Below are 17073 nucleotides of genomic sequence, written 5' to 3' on the forward strand. Positions count from 1 at the left end.
CCAGTACACAGGCTGGTTGCTTAAAATCTTCATCTATTCATTATCTAGCATTTCAACAACGAGTTGATTAACCAGATCTGATGCTCCTAATTCGCGTATCTGTGCAACATTACTTCCTGCCCAAAATGCACCAAAACCATAGTCATGGTGTTTACTCGCAAGAGCATTAAGTTGCTTCGCCAAATCGTAAGCGTATGGATACTCTGGTTGGGCAGGTCGAGTAGGTGAATCAATTTGGTTGTGCCAATGGTTGAATAAACCGCGAGCGGGGCGCCCAGAAAGGCTAGCGCTAATTTGTGTTATGGGTTCATTAAATAATGCTTTGCGATATTCAGCAGAAGCATTTGAGGTCTGGCATTGAACAAACGCTGTACCTAACTGGACTGCGGTTGCTCCCAAGCTCAACATATGTTTGGCTTGTAAGCCAGTCATGATCCCGCCTGCGGCGACAACCGGGAGTTTGCAATGCTGCACAATCAATTGTACTAAATCACTGGTTTTAATCGCAGCATCAAAAGTTTGATTGAAAATTCCGCGATGGCCACCTGCTTCAATACCTTGAGCAATAATAATATCAATACCTGCTGCTTCAATCGCTTGCGCTTCAATTAAATTGGTAGCCGAAACCATAGTCAAAATACCAGCCTCTTTTAAAGCTTTAATTTGATGCGGATGGGGAATACCAAAATGAAAGCTCACCGCTTTGGGCTTAGTTTCTAAAACAACATTTAAAAAGTCATCATTATCTAAAAAACTTGGATAGATGCAGTGCAAATCTTGAGGTGGCTGAGCACCGAATTTTTCAAAATGAGGACGTAGATATTCAATCCACTGTTTTGCTTTTTCTAGATTAAGTTCTGTAGACTGATGACAGAAAAAATTAACCTGAAATGAGTTTTCGGTGAGTGCCTGAGTTTTTAAAATTTGTTCACGTGCACTTTGTGGTGTATTTGCTCCCAAGCCTAATGATCCAAGGCCTCCTTGATTTGAAACCTCGGCCGCTAGTTCTGGTGTAGAAACCCCTGCCATGGGAGCCAGAAAAATTGGATGTTTAATTGCAAGTTGTTGTAATAGGCTCATTTTATTCACCTCACTTCTTTCACTTCACCATAACGTGAAAATAGAATGAAGAGCAAATAATATTGGCTATTTAATTTTTAAATATTCTAGAGGAGTATTTAAAAACTTTTTTATAAAGGGGTGACATTAAATAAAGAACCGATCCAGCTTGAAAAAGCCATTGCTAAAATACCCCATAACGTAATACGCAAACTCCCTTTAATTTTAGATGTACCTGCAAAATAACTGGAAAGTGCACCTAAAATCGCTAACGAAAGAATACCAGTAGCCAAAACCACAGGCATAATCAAATGATTAGGGCTTAGTAATATAGCGAGCATAGGGAAAAAAGCACCAAAAGAAAATGATGCGGCAGATGATAAGGCAGCTTGTACAGGATTAGCTGCGGTATTTTCATGAATGCCGATTTCATCACGAGCATGTGCACCCAATGCATCATGAGTTGTTAACTGTAAAGCAACCTCTTGAGCCAATTCTTTAGATAGCCCTCTAGAAATATAAATTTGAGTTAGCTCATCTAACTCTTTTTGAGGGTGCTTTGAGAGTTCTTTTGCTTCAATCGCTAAATCTGCTTTTTCAATATCTTCTTGAGATTTTACGGAAATATATTCTCCAGCAGCCATTGAGGTAGCACCAGAAATAAGGCCAGCAATACATGTAATTAATAGAGTGTGTGAGTTGGCTCCACTTGCTGCCATGCCCATAATTAAGCTAGTGACAGAAATAATTCCATCATTAGCCCCTAAGACTGAAGCTCTTAACCAGCCTGAACGGTGAATTGCATGGTGTTCTGTATGATGTGGAAAAGCCATGTGTTTTTCCTTATAAAAGTTTTATAAATACTATGAAAATTTACAAATTATTGATCAAAAAATATGTCATTATTATAGGAGATTTAGGGATAAGACAGAATAGATCAATAATAAAAAACGGAGATTAAATTATTCATTTTAAAAACATCTTTAACCTAACTTAACGATGTAACTTATTATTTTTAATTATAATATTTATTGATCATTTCAAAGACTTGTTCTCCTTAATAAGACTAATTTACTGTAGAGGTGAAAATGAAAAATAGCAAAACAAAAAACTCTATAACACATTCAATATTACTTATGGGAGCAGTGATCTCTTCTTTAACGGTAGTGAGTATGAGCTCTGTTTATGCACAAGACCAAGTAGCTTCAGACTATAAACCTGGCAATCTCATTTATGATAAATGGGACAGATTTTATAAAATAGAACAGGCTCAACCCCAAGAAGCAGAAAAAATATTAGTTGAGCTGAGTAAGCTGACCCCTACAGATATTAAAGTTTGGAAAAGCCTTACTTACTTACAAATTCGGCTCGAAAAAAGAGATGAAGCTTTACAAAGCTTACGACAAGCGAGAGCTTTAGCTCCTCATGATGACACTTTAAAATTACAAGAAGCATATTTGCTGAATCAACAAAAAAAAGATCGTGATGCATTAGTTCTATTTAAAGAATTAACTTCGTCTTCAGATCCAGCAATTGCAGCAAAAGCAACTCAGGCAGTTAAAAATTTAAGTGGAGGAGAAATTAAGCCATATTTTAGCGATATTTATTTTGCACCTTCTTATGAGTCACGTTATGACGATGTTATTTTTCCTTTAAAAGTAAGATACGGGAAAAATATTGATAATGGACGAGCTCAAGTCTATGGTTTTCTTAATTTAAACCGTGATACTAAATCTCAAGGTGGGGTACGACCTGAAATTATTGATGAGAACGCAGTCACTCTTGGGGTAGGCGCAAATTATCAACCATGGATTTCAATACCGGTTCGAGCTTATGTCGAAGTTGGTGGAAGTTATGACTTGATTGACAGAAATAGAAAAAAATTTCGTGAAAGTGTAGTTGGGGGGGTGACAGGTTATCAAGAATGGTATTCACCATTGAACTGTAATCATACACTTTGTTTAGATAATTACTTTACCGATCTTTATGGCAATGTCGCGACTTATTCGAGAGAAGATTATAACGTTATTGGGGATTTGCGCTTACGTACAGGGTTAAATCTTTATAAGGGTGAGAGTGGGACTGTACAGGCTTATGTAAAATTGCATGGTTTAGCAGATAGTAAAGATGAATATTACAATAATTTATTTGAATATGGCCCGGGTATTTCATGGCAGCCTTTTAATTATCAACCAATAAAACTTCGTGTTGAACGTTTATATGGCAACTATTTTAAAGACGTACCTGTTAATACAAAAGATCATTACAACAACACTCGTGTAGAACTTGTTTTTTATAAGGACTTCTAATAATGAAAAAAATTTTTATTTCGATTGTATTTGGTACTCGTCCAGAGCTTATAAAGCTAGCTCCGGTAATTTTATTAGCAAAACAAGATTCACGATTTCAGGTAGAAGTGATTTTCACGGGGCAACATGATGAGTTAGTGCGAGATGCTATCGATTTCTTTGGAGTTGAAATTGATCACCGACTTAAGATTATGAATGCTGGGCAAAGCCTCAATCAGCTCTTAATTCATGGCTTGACGCAACTTGAACATGTCTACACCGATGGTCAAAAAAGAGATGCGATTGTCATTCAGGGCGATACCACAACTGTCTTAGCTGCTGGGTTAGTTGCATTTTCAATGAAGATACCTGTTGCTCATGTTGAAGCGGGTTTACGTTCATATGACTTAGACCACCCATTTCCTGAAGAAGGTAACCGTCAGTTAGTCTCCCGTATTACCAAATGGCATTTTGCCCCTACAGAGCAGTCAAAACAAAATTTGTTAAATGAGCAAATTCAGCCAGCTTTAATTACGGTGACAGGTAACACTGTAGTAGATGCTGTGTATTTAGGAAGAAAAATAATCGCTGAAAAATCTGGTTTGAAAAATCAGCTTGATCCCTACGGAATCGAATTAAAACTAGATGATAAAGTTGTACTTATTACAGCTCATCGCCGTGAAAATTTTGGTGAGGGAATTCAAAATATTTGTAATGCGGTTGAATATTTAGCAAAACAGCATCCAGATTTGCATTTTATTTGGCCTGTGCATTTAAATCCAGCTGTACATGATGTTGTACATGATAAGTTTAGAAATCATGCTCAAATTCATCTTGTGAAACCTCTAGATTACCCAAGTTTATTAGCTGTTATAGACCGTTCAACCTTTATTTTAACGGACTCTGGTGGTTTACAAGAGGAAAGCCCATCATTTAATAAGCCAGTGTTAATTTTACGAGACACGACTGAACGTCCAGAAGTGGTTGAGGTGGGGGCAGGAGTACTCGTTGGAACAAACCTGCAAAAAATTATTGAAGAAGCTGAGAAACTTTTAACAGATTCAGAGCATTATCAAAAAATGGCAAATGTTGAAAATCCGTTTGGTGATGGACGTGCTGCTCAGCGAATATTAGATGAAATTGCTAAAACTTATGAATAGAGATCATTTATTCTGAAGTTCTGATTCGTTTATGGCAGTAGATGTACTGCCGTAAACGAGCCGATACCATAAACCGACAATATAAACTGACCAGCGTCCCATATAGTGGGGACCATCAAAAATGTAAATAGTTTTACCTTCATAGGCTTTAATTTGAGAAATAATTTCCCAAGGATAGGCTGCCCGGAATTGTCCATTTTTCTTGGTGCGAAAGGCTTCTAGCACAATCACCGTTTTATCTTTTCCAAGTGTTTGTTCAAGTTGGTCTAGAATACGTCTAGCTTGTTGAGGAGTTCTTACTCCCACACCTACGCCGTCTTGAAAAAAGATGCCCGCTTGTTGTGGTAACCAACTTTTAACCCAGAGATCATAATTTTCGGGTTCAGTTTCACCGCTATAAACACTAACCCAAACAGGTGAGGGTAGCTTTTCTAAAACATGACCTAATGTACTTACTCTTAGCCATGTGGGATCGGCTTCTACTGGAAAGTAGTATCCTTTTAACGATGCATCATTTTGTTCTTGAATAATTTGTGCAGATTTTTCTCCTAAAGCAACGACATTTGCACGTGCTTCATGTTCATTATACTCACCTGCTAAACCTAAAATAAGATTTTTAGCCCACGGTTGTTGTTTAATTTTCTGTATATCAATGGCATTTTCCCATTGAGGAAGATTGGAGTTTTTCCACCACGATTTAGATTCAACGACTGACCATTGAGGAACAAAGGTGTTCACACCTAAGTAATGCCAATTTCCTTTAGGGGGAGTAGTATTATTGTCAGGTTGCCAGAAAATACCTTCAATAATGGGAGGTTGTCCATGATTTTTGAACAACCCCGCATAAGCCACTACGCTACATATAATTAAAATAATAAAAGCAGTTATTTTAATTGGTATCTGTTTTCTCATTATTTCGTCGTAACCAATACCACAAGAAGATCACTATTATCATAATTGCAGAGATAATCACAACTAATAAAAAGAATGAAGACTGCTGAACTAATGGCGCTTTTTGATTACCTACAATTAATTTTTGGAGAACATAAATATTGCCGTTTTCTGAAACCAGCATTTTGGTCACATTATTTGGAATTTTATGCTGTATTTTTCCCCATAAATGCATAAAGGTGAGTGCACCGGTTTCAGAATCAGTAATCACATCAAAGCGGTTATTGTTATAACTCACAATAAAACCGTTGGCTGCCGCAGGCGCATAAATAATATTTTGATGCATTAAGATTTGCTGCTTATAAATCTCTTTATTTACTCTCACATTGACCGCTTGAGGAGCATTTGGTGAGAAACGTACCAGATTGAGAGGCATTGGTGCCTCTGTAAGCAGCATATTTTTAGCGACTTGTCCCAAAATGATGGCAATATTTAATGCCCCTGATTGGTCATCAATTGCAATCGTTGGTTTGGTTGCTAATGTCATTGAAAGCGCTGCCACACCATTTTTGAGTTTATGGGGAAGTTTTACCGTTGATTTAGCGGTATCTACCCAAAGTGAGCCATGAGCATTTGGTAAACATTGAGAATTTGCAATAACTGAGTTTTCCAGTTTTAAGCTAAAGTTTGTTGTATTTGAAATTTCCTTAGCAAAGATGTTGAACTGTCGGTTTACTGGGTCAGAAGCAAGATCCGCCGTTTTCATACTACCGGCAAGGCCACCATCAAGCCATGCTGTGATACTAGAGCCTTGTAATAAACCACTTTGAATACGAAGTGCAATTTGTCCCTGTAAAATATCAGTAGGCTGCCATACTGCTGGAAAATCAAGGAATAGGTTCTTTTCAGCATGGTTGAGTCTGAAGTCATCAATACCTAAATCTGCAAGCGTATCAATTTTTCTAAATTGAGCCCATGCTGGTGGTGAAATTGTAGTGGGAAAAATAGCACTACCTGTATTAAGCTGCTGTACGTATGCCGGATTAATTAGACCATTAATCGCAGCAGTAAGCTCTTGGGCGGTATGGTAAGTGATAGAGAGAGTAGGTACTCCATCTGCAGGTTTTGAAATTTGTACAAACGCTCCATTTTTAAGTGGAGTTGTGGATTTGATCACTTCAATAATAAAGTTTGTTTCAGGATTCAGGTTCGTTTGACCTGAATCAACCCATTCAATAGGAGTTACTGAGCTCCAAGAACTTGCCAAACGAGCTAGCATGGATGCTTCGGTAATTTCCTTACGGTTATATTTTAAAATTCCAACAAATGGGGTAGGACGTCTAGCTTGGGGGTTAAATAGAGCATCTGGTAAATCTTTTAAACGGTATATATTTCGAACAGGCGTAAAGTCGAGTTGAGAATTACTCAAATAGGTTAAATGGTCGATATCTTCGGTACAGAAAGTCTCTTTTGTCTGGTTGAGAGTCGTTGGTTTAGCATATTGTTGAATAATAAAATCTAAACGATGAAAGCCACTTGGACTGGCAGGAATATTGAATTTAAACTGGCCATCACCATTTAAGGTCGTGTTATAGATCAGTTTATCATCATATTTCACCAGTAATGTTGTGTCATTCTCAGTTGAATAGTCACTAGAGAACTGAATATTCTGCCATTCAGCTCCTTTTCCAACATAGAAAAAATGAGGCTCGACTGTATATTTGGTCGAGGTACTTATATCATCAAGTTTCCATGTATATGCATGAGCAGATATGGCAAGTAAAAAACTGGTGCTGGCAAGGAGCACTTGAGCTGTCTGGTAAAGATCGAAAGTCTTTTTCATTTATTTTTTCTCCTTGCTACGTTCTGTTTTGTACCATTGAAGGGAGTTGCCCTGTATTTTATTTTTTAGCATGTCAAATGCGGCTTTAAAGACAATAAATAAGAAGATTTGTGAGTAACTGACGTAAGATAAGACAGAGTAAAAATAGAGTTCCGGTTTAACTTTTTCTAAGGAAAGAGTAAACCACATTTGTGCCACATAGAGACAAAATGAAAGGCCCCACAAGAGCGTAAATGGTCCCGGAACGGAAATACCTGCGATATCAAGTAACCCAAGCGTTAAAGTAATATGACTCCAGAATAGAGCTGGTACGAAAAGGATATAGCACATAATGTTATACAGAATTTCAATCCCGATTGGGAAAGGTGTTCTAAGTGCTACAGGTAAATATTTACGTGTCACATAAAAGTTACCTTGGGTCCAACGTGAGCGCTGTTTAACAAATACACTTAACGATGGGGGATCTTGTTGCCAACCAATAGCATAGGGAACCCATTTAATTCGTTTTTGTCCAATAAAAATTCGGAAACTCATTTCTGTATCGTCAACTAACGATTTTTCATCAAAACCGCCTAAAGTCTCTAGTGCATCGCGCCAAATGACGTAGTTGGTTCCCATTAATGTTGATAACTCAAAACGTTGCCAACGCCCACCTTGGAAGATCCATTGGAAAAAGATGAATTCAATCGCAATAAAACGAGTCAAAATACTATCTTGCCAGTTACGGGTTCTTACTTTGCCATTTACAGCAACTAACTTTTTGTCTGCCAATAAAGTTTGGGCAAGTAATCGGACGCAATCGGGTTCAGGGGTACTATCGGCATCATAAACAACAATTAGCTCACCTTTGGCATGGGGAAGACCATTATTAAGCGTTCTTGATTTACCTTTACCGCCCATTCCCTTGGGAACGTTGACAATTTTTATGCATGGATAAATTTTTGCGAGGTTTTCTGCGATTTCAAGGGTGTTATCTTTGGAGCCATCATTGATCAATAAGACTTCATAAGACTCTGCCGGATAATCCTGTTGAGCAATGGCATGCAAAGTGTCTTCAATCACCACGCCTTCATTATAAGCAGGGATCAAAACACTTAAGATGGGCCATCTTTCTGGTATTGGTAAGTTTTGTAGCTCTTTTTCAGCCGTTTTAGAATACTTCCACGCTTGATAACTTAACCATGCCCAAAATGCTTGTGGAATCCAAATACCTAAAAAGCCAAATAAAAACAGGATATCAATTGGAGCCATTTTTACGGACCCTCCTAATAATAGAAGAGATGAGTACTAATAATAGAATTAATCCCACTACTAAGGAGATCCATGAAATATAGCTACCAAATGTACCCAGAAGATCTGGATAAGTTGTTGTTAAAATCAGATCAAGAGGAACTACAACAACACTTAAACCAATAAATATATAACCTATAAGACTCGTATTCACATGTTCAGGAGTACTGGCATAATCAATATTATTAAATTTCCATGAAATACCGAGTTGAGGATAACGAATATTAGATAGGGGTAAGTCGGCAGGAGGATTAATAATAATCTCATAACCTGATACATGGCCGTTAAAGTCTTTGGCCGAATAAAATAAATGCTGACCTTGTCGGATTTCTCTAGATGGTAAAGGGACGGCTGAAGAATTTAACTGGACAATATAACTTCCAGCTGGCTGTGAAATTAAATTTTCATCCCATCCTGTACTTACGAAAGCAGCCATTGGCCTTAAACCAATAGCAGTTGAAAAAGTAGCCTTTGCGGCAAAATACTGAGGTTGTTCAGTTTTAAAAAGCACGATGGGGATAGCACCTTGGCTCACGGCTTCTTTTAATAAAAAATAGTGGGGGAAACCAAATACTTCATCTGGCAAGATAATGCCGGGGCGAATTCCGTTGTGAACAAACTTTTGAAAACTTTCGGAACTAATCTGATCAAGGGTGAAGACAGGCCACCATGTATCTTGATAAGGAAAAAACATGGAAAGATCGTTAGAACTTTGCACTTCAGTTTTTATTTGTTCTGCTTTAATTTCGCAATGATAATATTGCCGATAGAACTGCTGTAGAGTGGCATCTGGATATTGGCTAGATGCAATCACAATTCCACAAATGTTAAGAAGATTAGACATTAATTCATCTCCTCAGGTGGAATTGGAATAATTTTATATTCCACCTCAAGACGCAACGTCATAATTTCTCTTAATTTTTTAATAAATTCAGGTTCTTGTTCAGTTTTTTGCTGACGAATCATAATGCTGTATATATTTTCGAGATCATCATCTGCAAACTGAAAAACAATTTCATTGGGCTGATGCTGACTCAAAATTTTGATCATTTCGTTTTGAGTAGTTTTCCAGACGTCATCACCTAGCATTTCTTTAATGAGACTACGATTAAGAATCTTGATTGAAAAGACTTCATAGTCTTGTACATTATGGTGATCAAGAAGCTTAAAAAAGCTACGCTGGAAATATTTTAAAGCGCTGATCGGGAAAATATCGCGGCGATAATTCCGATCATAGCTTTGAATATCTCGATATTTTTGAACATTAATTTCAATATTGTGGCGTACAGCACTTAAAAACAGCGGAATAAGAGGAATAATAAACAGTAAGAGAAGCTGCCGCTCAATATGAGTTTGTGCACCTAAGTCGAGTAGAAAATATACAGCAACTCCAATAAATGCGAGTAAACCAACAATTAAAGACAAGCCAACTTCTAAAAAAGCACCCGAAATTAAAAGAAGAAGAATAAAGATCCAGCTTCCTCTAAAACTAACAGGCAACCACTCATATGCAACCATTCCCATAAATAGATGTGCTGCGATAATCCATAAGACGAGTGTTCTACCTGGGTTCTTTTGTTGCATGCGAGCTATGCTACCTTTTTTGTAATGTTAATTTTTTTATACTTTTATAATGAAAGGTGTCCATTTGCGAAGTTGTTGTTGTTTCTGTCCTTTTTAAGTATCTGCTATGTTTATTTGTAGATGAAAGTCCCTTTATAGTCAAATCCCGTTTTTATTTTTTAATCAAAAATAAACAGATAAGACGCAATTCTTATCTAAATATGCTTGAAAGTTTCAATTGCTTTTAATCGTGTTTCTTTTAAATCTACAATTGGTTTTGGATAATTTAAACTCAAGTTGATTTTGCTTGAGTAGGGGTCATGAATGGATTTATTGTCCAGATGAGCCAGTTCTTTCACCCATTTACGAATATAGTCCCCATTAGGATCAAACTTTTGTGATTGGGAAATCGGGTTAAAAATTCTAAAATAAGGCACAGCATCTGTTCCTGTTGAGGCACACCATTGCCACCCCCCATTATTTGCTGCCAAATCTCCATCAATTAAATGTTGCATAAACCACAGTTCACCAATACGCCAGTCAATCAATAAGTTTTTGCATAAAAACATGGCTGTAATCATACGTACTCGATTATGCATCCAACCTGTTTGTAAAAGTTGGCGCATCCCGGCATCCACAATAGGAATACCAGTTTGTCCTGTTTGCCAAGCTTTTAGGTGCTCTGGATTATGGTTCCATTTAATTTTCTGAGTATCTTTCTTAAATGGAAGATGCTTAGAAACATACGGAAAATCAAATAAGATGTGCTGGTAGAACTCTCGCCAAATAAGTTCATCTAGCCATGTTTGTTGACCTTCATTGTCTAAGTGAAAGTTGCCGTGTTGATTACGAAAGAGTGCTTGTAAACACTGCCTTACAGATAAGATTCCAATATTTAAATAAGGAGAAAGTTTGCTTGTGCCATGCACATGAGGAAAATCTCGCTCAACTTTATAATGGGATACAGAATCTTCGACAAATTGGTCTAGTTGTTCTAATGCATATGACTCGCCAACAGGCCATAAATCTTGCTGTTCTTTAGAAATAGATGAACAAAATAGTTTTTCAATTTCTGCCAAGTCCACACTTTTTTCATCTAAAAACTCTAATGAAATTTCATTTTGCTTATGTGGTAAAGGGAAGCATTGAGGTAAACCGCTGGTATTTAGTTTTGCATAACATGCTTTTTTGAATGCACTAAAAACCTGATAGGGTTGTTGTGATTGATTGCGAATGGAACGTAAAGGGAAAATTGTACGATCATGAAATAAAAAAAGTTCTTTGCTTTCCTTATTTAAAGAATCTTGTACTGTTTTATCTCTTTTTAATTCATTTGCACCCATTTCAATATTGGCATAGACATTTTCAATATTATATTTCTTGCTGAAATCAGAAATAAACTTAGCAATATCTTCCCAATAAGGAATGACTTGGATAACAAGTGGAATATGAAGTGATGCTAATTCTTTTTGAAGCTCTTTGAGCTGCCGTAAATAAAAACTAATTTTTATTGGAGCATCGTCGTGTTGTTTCCATTGCTCTGGCGATAAGATGACTAATCCAATTGAAGGCCCTTGCTGACAGGCATGCCATAAAGCTGCATGATCATGTATTCGTAAATCTTGTCGGAACCAAATCAATTGATAAGCATTTGACATGCATAGTCCAATAATAAATTAACTTACTGAATATTATATAAAATAAACGCATAAAAAAAGCAAAGCCGAAGCTTTGCTTTTTATCATCTTGTGAAAGATGAATTAGTGGTGGTGACCACCTGCACCATGTACGTGACCGTGATCTAACTCTTCTTGAGAAGCTTCACGGATTTCTACGATTTCAACTTCAAAAGTTAAATCTTGGCCAGCAAGTGGGAAGTTAGCATCAACTACAACGTTGTCGCCTTCAACCGCTTTAACAGTAACGATTTGAACGCCGTCATCTGTTTGAGCTTGGAATTGCATACCAGGTTGAATGTTATCAACACCTTGGAACATTTGAGCTGGAACTTCTTGTACTAGGTCTGGGTTGTATTCGCCATAACCTTCAGCAGCTGGTACGTTTACAGTGAATTTATCACCAACAGTTTTACCAGTTAATGCATTTTCTAAACCTGGAATGATATTGCCTGCGCCATGCAAATAGGCAAGTGGTTCACCTTGAGATTGATCAAGTGTTTCACCCTCAGCGTTTGTTAATTTATAGTGGAATGAAACCACGTGGTTATTTGCAATTGCAGTCATGTTTTTGATCCATTCAATCAATTAAAGCGTACATCATAAAGTGAAAAATAAATTTTGTAGACTACAAAATCTCAATCTTTAACACTTTTTCTAATGCGTTTTTATCTATATAGGGATGAACTTAAAAAATTCAACTCAATACAGCTTAATTTTTGGACGTACTCGTCTTGTAAGTAAATCTTTCACTGTGAGTAGTCCAGCTTGAGTGTATCCATGAATTGTTGCTTGATGTAAACGATATAAAGATACGTACATCGTTTTAGCAATATATCCTTGTACACTGACATCCCCCAGCAATTCTCCAACGGCTTTATTACGACTTAAAGACACAAGCGAACCTTTGTCGTTAAATGTAAACATTGGCTGTGAGCGGCCATTCAGCCGAGCAGCCATTGCATCGACTAAAAAGCTTGCTTGTTGACTGGCAACTTGAGCACGTGGTCCGAGTGGGGGATTTCTTGCGTCGAGTTGACAGTATGCACAATCACCGAAAGCAAATACATTTGGATCGGAGTAAGTTTGCAGAGTTGCGTAGACCATTAAACGATTAATATTGTCACGTTCGAAATCAGTAAAACTTTCAAGAACTTTTGGCGCTTTTACGCCAGCTGCCCATACCGTAATATCACTTGTGAGTTGATTACCGTTGCTGAAATAAATGCAGTGTTTATCAACTTTTTCAACACGGTGTTGAGTTAAAATTTCGATGCCCATTTTTTGGAGCTGTTTTGCACTATGCTCAGCCGTTTTTTCACTTAAAGCAGGCAGGATTCGTTCTGATGCTTCAATCAGTGTGATTTTGACCTGTTTAGGATGTATCTTTTTCAAACCATAGCGATAAAAGTTTTTGGTTGTTTCAATCAGTTCTGCTGCAAGTTCAACACCAGTTGCACCCGCACCAATGATTCCAATATTTAACGTGCGTTGATCTGGTTGATTTTGTGCTTCGATATATAAATGCAAAAGATCTTGCTGGAAAATATCTGCTTGTTTTCGGCTATCGAGGAAATGACAGTTTTCGCGTACCCCAGGTGTGTTAAAGTCATTTGACACTGAACCAAGCGCTAAAATAAGCGTGTCATAACTCAGTTGTTGAACATGCGTGTTTTGTTCTTTGGATACTTGAGGTGGTACGACATCTATTATTTTTTGATCTTTGTGTATCGCAACAAGTGTTCCTAATACAAACTCGTAATGATGTTTTTCTGCATGGGCAAAATAATTGGTTTGTTCTTCGTGAGGGTTTAAGGAACCCGCAGCAATTTCATGAAGTAGAGGCTTCCAGATATGAGTCAAATTTTGGTCGACTAATGTAATTTTAGCTTTACCACTTTTCCCAAAAGTTTCACCGAGTTGTGTGGCAAGTTCTAAACCACCCGCACCACCACCGACAATAACAATATGATGTAAACTTTCGGCCATTTTTATCACCTAATTATTTTTCTATAAATAAAAGATGGCTAAATTATGCCATCTTTTATTTATAAAATTTATTGTGCCTCTGTGCACAATTTGATGTTTTTAGTGCGAATCTACTGGGTAAAGTTTTGCGGCACTATGGTTACTCGATGAAAAAATAGAGAACAAATTTGAGAACCACATCACGATTCTTTGGAAAATATTCGCTTCTTCAATATGCACATCATTTTCAATTTGTAAGCTGCGAATCAGCTGATTATTTTGATAAATTGAAACAGTTGCCAAGTTCATGGCTTTCATTAAAGGCGCAGTTAACTTTTGCTCATTTAACTGAATATTTACACGAGTTTGGGTTGTTTCAAGTGGAACAATAGTCTTCGGTTGCTTATTGCTATCAAGAACTTGAATTCGCTGTGTAGCGTAGTCAAATGTATTTAAATCAATTGGTGCTGGCTCAGCATATAAAGAAGTTGTGACAATGGTCGGCTGCTTAGTTTCTACTTTAAACATTTTTAAAGTTGATTTAATGACAGGTAGTTCAGCAATCAATTTTTGTTCAGGAATAACCACTTCATCACGTGTATACGCATAAGCAAGGTTCATTAATTTATCGGCAATCTCAGCACGTTTCACGGCACTTGGTGTACCTAAAACAATAACCAGTAAACGTCTTTGCGGTAAGTTGGGTGAAAATGAAGGACGTGAAGCCGTTAGAGCCAAGTTATAACCTGCTGCTTTGGTATAGCCAGTTTTTAAACCATCTACAGATGGATCATATTTCAGAGCAAGGTTAGTTGCATGGTGAAAACGTTGATTGTAGCTAAAGCTTGGCATTTTTGAATAATGTAAATATTCAGGAGTTTGGTGAATCACTGCCTGACTTAATAAGCTTAAATCATGCGCTGTCGTGTAATGATCAGGCATTGTAATCCCGGCAGGATTACTAAAATGCGTGTCTTTCATGCCTAAAGCTTGAGCTTCTTGGTTCATACGTTGTACAAAATGAGGCACATCACCAGAAATTTTTTCGGCTAAAGTCACAGCTGCATCATTTGCCGACATCACAATTAAACCAGCCAAAAGCTGATCAACTGAAATTTGCTCGCCTGCTTTAAGGTACATTTGTGATTCATCCCACTGCACCACGCTTACGACTGGTGTTGCGGTAATGACTTCGTTCAGTTTTAGCTTTCCAGCCTTAATCTCTTTTAATGCAATGTAGGCAACCATCATTTTGGTTAAAGATGCTGGCGCACGTTGTACATGACTATTATGCTCAGCAATGATTTGTCCAGATTGAGTGTCTACAATTGTCCATGCAGCGGCTTCAACACTTTCAGGAGCAATATTAAGTAGAGCAGCATTGGTAAGAGTAGTACAGAAAATACTGAACAGTGTAAAAAGAGATAGGAAGAATTTCACTAGGTGACCTTGACGTTTACTGGCAAATACGGAACACAGATGCCCAGCATGCTATGCCTTTTTTTTGTAGAAGGCTAGTGTGAATTGTTGCCAAAAAATACATCTACGCAAGTCGATACAAAAAAGTGATAATCTAATGTGAAACCGTTCTTATTTTAAATTGAAGAATTTATGTTGCATTATCAAATAGAGTTCGATGATTACAAACAACACCTTGTTCACGTAACAATTCGTTTTTTAGCGAATCCAAATCAGGAACTATGGTTACCAACGTGGATTCCAGGCAGTTATTTAATTCGTGAGTTTTCTAAGCATATTGAGGCTGTAAAGGCCTATGATGAAGCTGGACGCATGCTCAATATTAAAAAAACTGAAAAAAATCGCTGGCGGTTATTTAATACCGATCATGAGTTAATTACTGTTGAATACGATGCGTATGCTTATGATTTGTCGGTACGTGGTGCTTATGTAGATCAAACGCGTCTATATATTAACCCTGCCTGTGTGTGTCTAGGCTTGGAAGGTCAAGAGCAATCTGCTTGTGAAGTAGAAGTCTTTTTGCCTGATGAGCTGAAACACTTTCAATTAGCAACTGGTTTAGCTTCAAAAAGCTTAGTTAAGGGACGTTTTACCTTAAAAGCTGATCATTATGATCAACTCATAGATAGCCCATTTGAACTTGCGGAGCAAACACGTTTTAGCTTCGAAGCTCATGGAATTGAACATGAGTTTGCAATTTCTGGACAGCACAATACCAATGTAGAACGTTTAAAAACAGACATTGAAAAAATTTGTGCAGCCGAAATTGAAATGTTTGGTTCAGCTCCATTTAAAAACTATACCTTTATGACGATGGCTACAGGAAATAGTTATGGTGGCTTAGAGCATTGCAACAGCACAAGTTTGATTACACCACGTGATGATTTACCAAAATCGAATGAACCAACTGAACCTTCGAAAGATTATCAACGTTTCTTAGGTTTATGTAGCCACGAGTATTTTCATTCTTGGTTAGTGAAGTTTATCCGTCCAGAAAACTTTGCAAACTATAATCTTCATCAAGAAGGTTATACCTCGCTACTGTGGATCTTTGAAGGGTTTACTTCATATTATGATGATCTCATTTTATTACGTAGCGGTGTGATCTCTCAGAAGTCTTATCTAGATTTGTTGAAGTCACAGCTTGATCGTTATTTACAAAATCCGGGGCGCTTTGTTCAAACAGTAGCTGAATCAAGTTTTGATGCATGGATTAAGTTTTATCGTCCAGATGAAAATACGAATAATGCTGGTACGAGCTATTACAACAAAGGCGCATTAGTTGCCTTATGTCTAGATTTAGGCTTACGTTTACGTGGTTCCAGTCTAGATGCCTTAATGCGTCGTTTGTATGAAAACACGCAAAATGGTATTCAGGTCAATGAGCGTACTGTTTTTGATTTATGTGAAGAGTTAACTGGCGATAGTTGGGTTGAGCAGATTAATCATTTGATTAATACCACTGAAGAATTACCGCTTGATCAGTTATTTCCTGAGTTTGGTTTAAGCTATACGCTTAAAAATGATAAGACCTTGGCTTATGGCTTAAAGTTAACTGATAAGCCGGAGGGCGTATTAGTACAAAATGCTCACCGTGAAGGAGCTGGTGCAAAAGCTGGTATTTCTGCCAATGATGTCATTATTGCAATTGATGGATTAAAAGCGACCACAAAACTTATTGAGAAATATGCTAAACAAAAGGGCAGTTATCCAGTTTTGGCTTTCCGCCGTGATGAGTTATTGTCGTTTGAAGTTACAAGTGACAGCATAAACTTAACTGAAGTTGAACTTATTATTGAAGATCAAAGCAAAGCTGACAAATGGTTAAAAGCCTAAATAACCGTTAATTAATTTAT

Annotated in this window: 14 protein-coding genes; 3 read left to right on the forward strand and 11 right to left on the reverse strand. The window is 37.3% G+C overall.

Going from position 1 to position 17073, the window contains the following annotated elements:
* Positions 1–33: 33 nt before the first annotated feature.
* Positions 34–1080, reverse strand: coding sequence for an NAD(P)H-dependent flavin oxidoreductase (locus J678_RS07395; protein WP_017394339.1), 1047 nt, complete (start codon positions 1078–1080; stop codon positions 34–36).
* Positions 1081–1190: 110 nt separating this feature from the next.
* Entirely contained in the window at positions 1191–1892 is a 702-nt protein-coding gene (locus tag J678_RS07400) for a VIT1/CCC1 transporter family protein (protein ID WP_002052483.1), read from the reverse strand.
* 255 nt (positions 1893–2147) lie between these two features.
* On the opposite strand from J678_RS07400, the gene J678_RS07405 reads away from it, so the two are divergent.
* Positions 2148–3368, forward strand: coding sequence for a tetratricopeptide repeat protein (locus J678_RS07405; protein WP_025466202.1), 1221 nt, complete (start codon positions 2148–2150; stop codon positions 3366–3368).
* A gap of 2 nt (positions 3369–3370) precedes the next feature.
* Positions 3371–4507, forward strand: a complete 1137-nt coding sequence (gene wecB / locus J678_RS07410) for a non-hydrolyzing UDP-N-acetylglucosamine 2-epimerase (RefSeq protein ID WP_017394337.1) — start codon at positions 3371–3373, stop codon at positions 4505–4507.
* Between the two features lie 3 nt (positions 4508–4510).
* On the opposite strand, the gene J678_RS07415 is transcribed toward wecB, so the two are convergent.
* The 9 genes from J678_RS07415 to J678_RS07455 form a co-directional block, all read right to left on the reverse strand.
* Positions 4511–5419: a hypothetical protein gene (locus tag J678_RS07415; protein ID WP_017394336.1), complete on the reverse strand. Its 909-nt coding sequence runs from the start codon at positions 5417–5419 to the stop codon at positions 4511–4513.
* On the reverse strand, positions 5397–7241 hold the full coding sequence (locus J678_RS07420) for a hypothetical protein (RefSeq protein ID WP_017394335.1): 1845 nt from the start codon (positions 7239–7241) through the stop codon (positions 5397–5399). Before J678_RS07420 ends, J678_RS07415 begins: the two co-directional genes overlap by 23 nt.
* Positions 7242–8492 carry a glycosyltransferase family 2 protein gene (locus tag J678_RS07425; protein ID WP_031955686.1) on the reverse strand — a complete coding sequence of 417 codons (1251 nt, stop codon included), beginning with the start codon at positions 8490–8492 and terminating at the stop codon, positions 7242–7244.
* On the reverse strand, positions 8479–9375 hold the full coding sequence (locus J678_RS07430; protein ID WP_004707594.1) for a hypothetical protein: 897 nt from the start codon (positions 9373–9375) through the stop codon (positions 8479–8481). Before J678_RS07430 ends, J678_RS07425 begins: the two co-directional genes overlap by 14 nt.
* On the reverse strand, positions 9375–10115 hold the full coding sequence (locus J678_RS07435; protein WP_002052464.1) for a hypothetical protein: 741 nt from the start codon (positions 10113–10115) through the stop codon (positions 9375–9377). Before J678_RS07435 ends, J678_RS07430 begins: the two co-directional genes overlap by 1 nt.
* 194 nt (positions 10116–10309) lie before the next feature.
* Positions 10310–11752, reverse strand: coding sequence for a deoxyribodipyrimidine photo-lyase (gene phrB / locus J678_RS07440; RefSeq protein WP_017394333.1), 1443 nt, complete (start codon positions 11750–11752; stop codon positions 10310–10312).
* A 102-nt stretch (positions 11753–11854) separates the two neighbouring features.
* Entirely contained in the window at positions 11855–12337 is a 483-nt protein-coding gene (gene slyD / locus J678_RS07445; protein ID WP_002052512.1) for a peptidylprolyl isomerase, read from the reverse strand.
* A 135-nt stretch (positions 12338–12472) separates the two neighbouring features.
* Positions 12473–13759 carry an NAD(P)/FAD-dependent oxidoreductase gene (locus J678_RS07450; RefSeq protein WP_017394332.1) on the reverse strand — a complete coding sequence of 429 codons (1287 nt, stop codon included), beginning with the start codon at positions 13757–13759 and terminating at the stop codon, positions 12473–12475.
* Positions 13760–13858: 99 nt separating this feature from the next.
* The gene (locus J678_RS07455; protein ID WP_002052978.1) at positions 13859–15178 is read right to left on the reverse strand and encodes a D-alanyl-D-alanine carboxypeptidase PBP6B; all 1320 of its coding nucleotides are present in this window, start codon (positions 15176–15178) and stop codon (positions 13859–13861) included.
* A 171-nt stretch (positions 15179–15349) separates the two neighbouring features.
* Here J678_RS07455 and J678_RS07460 point away from each other — a divergent pair, with 171 nt between their 5' ends.
* Positions 15350–17053, forward strand: a complete 1704-nt coding sequence (locus tag J678_RS07460) for a M61 family metallopeptidase (protein WP_017394331.1) — start codon at positions 15350–15352, stop codon at positions 17051–17053.
* The last annotated feature ends 20 nt before the right edge of the window (positions 17054–17073 follow it).

It is taken from the genome of Acinetobacter sp. 1424608 (assembly GCF_000588255.1).
Taxonomy (GTDB): Bacteria; Pseudomonadota; Gammaproteobacteria; order Pseudomonadales; family Moraxellaceae; genus Acinetobacter; species Acinetobacter nosocomialis.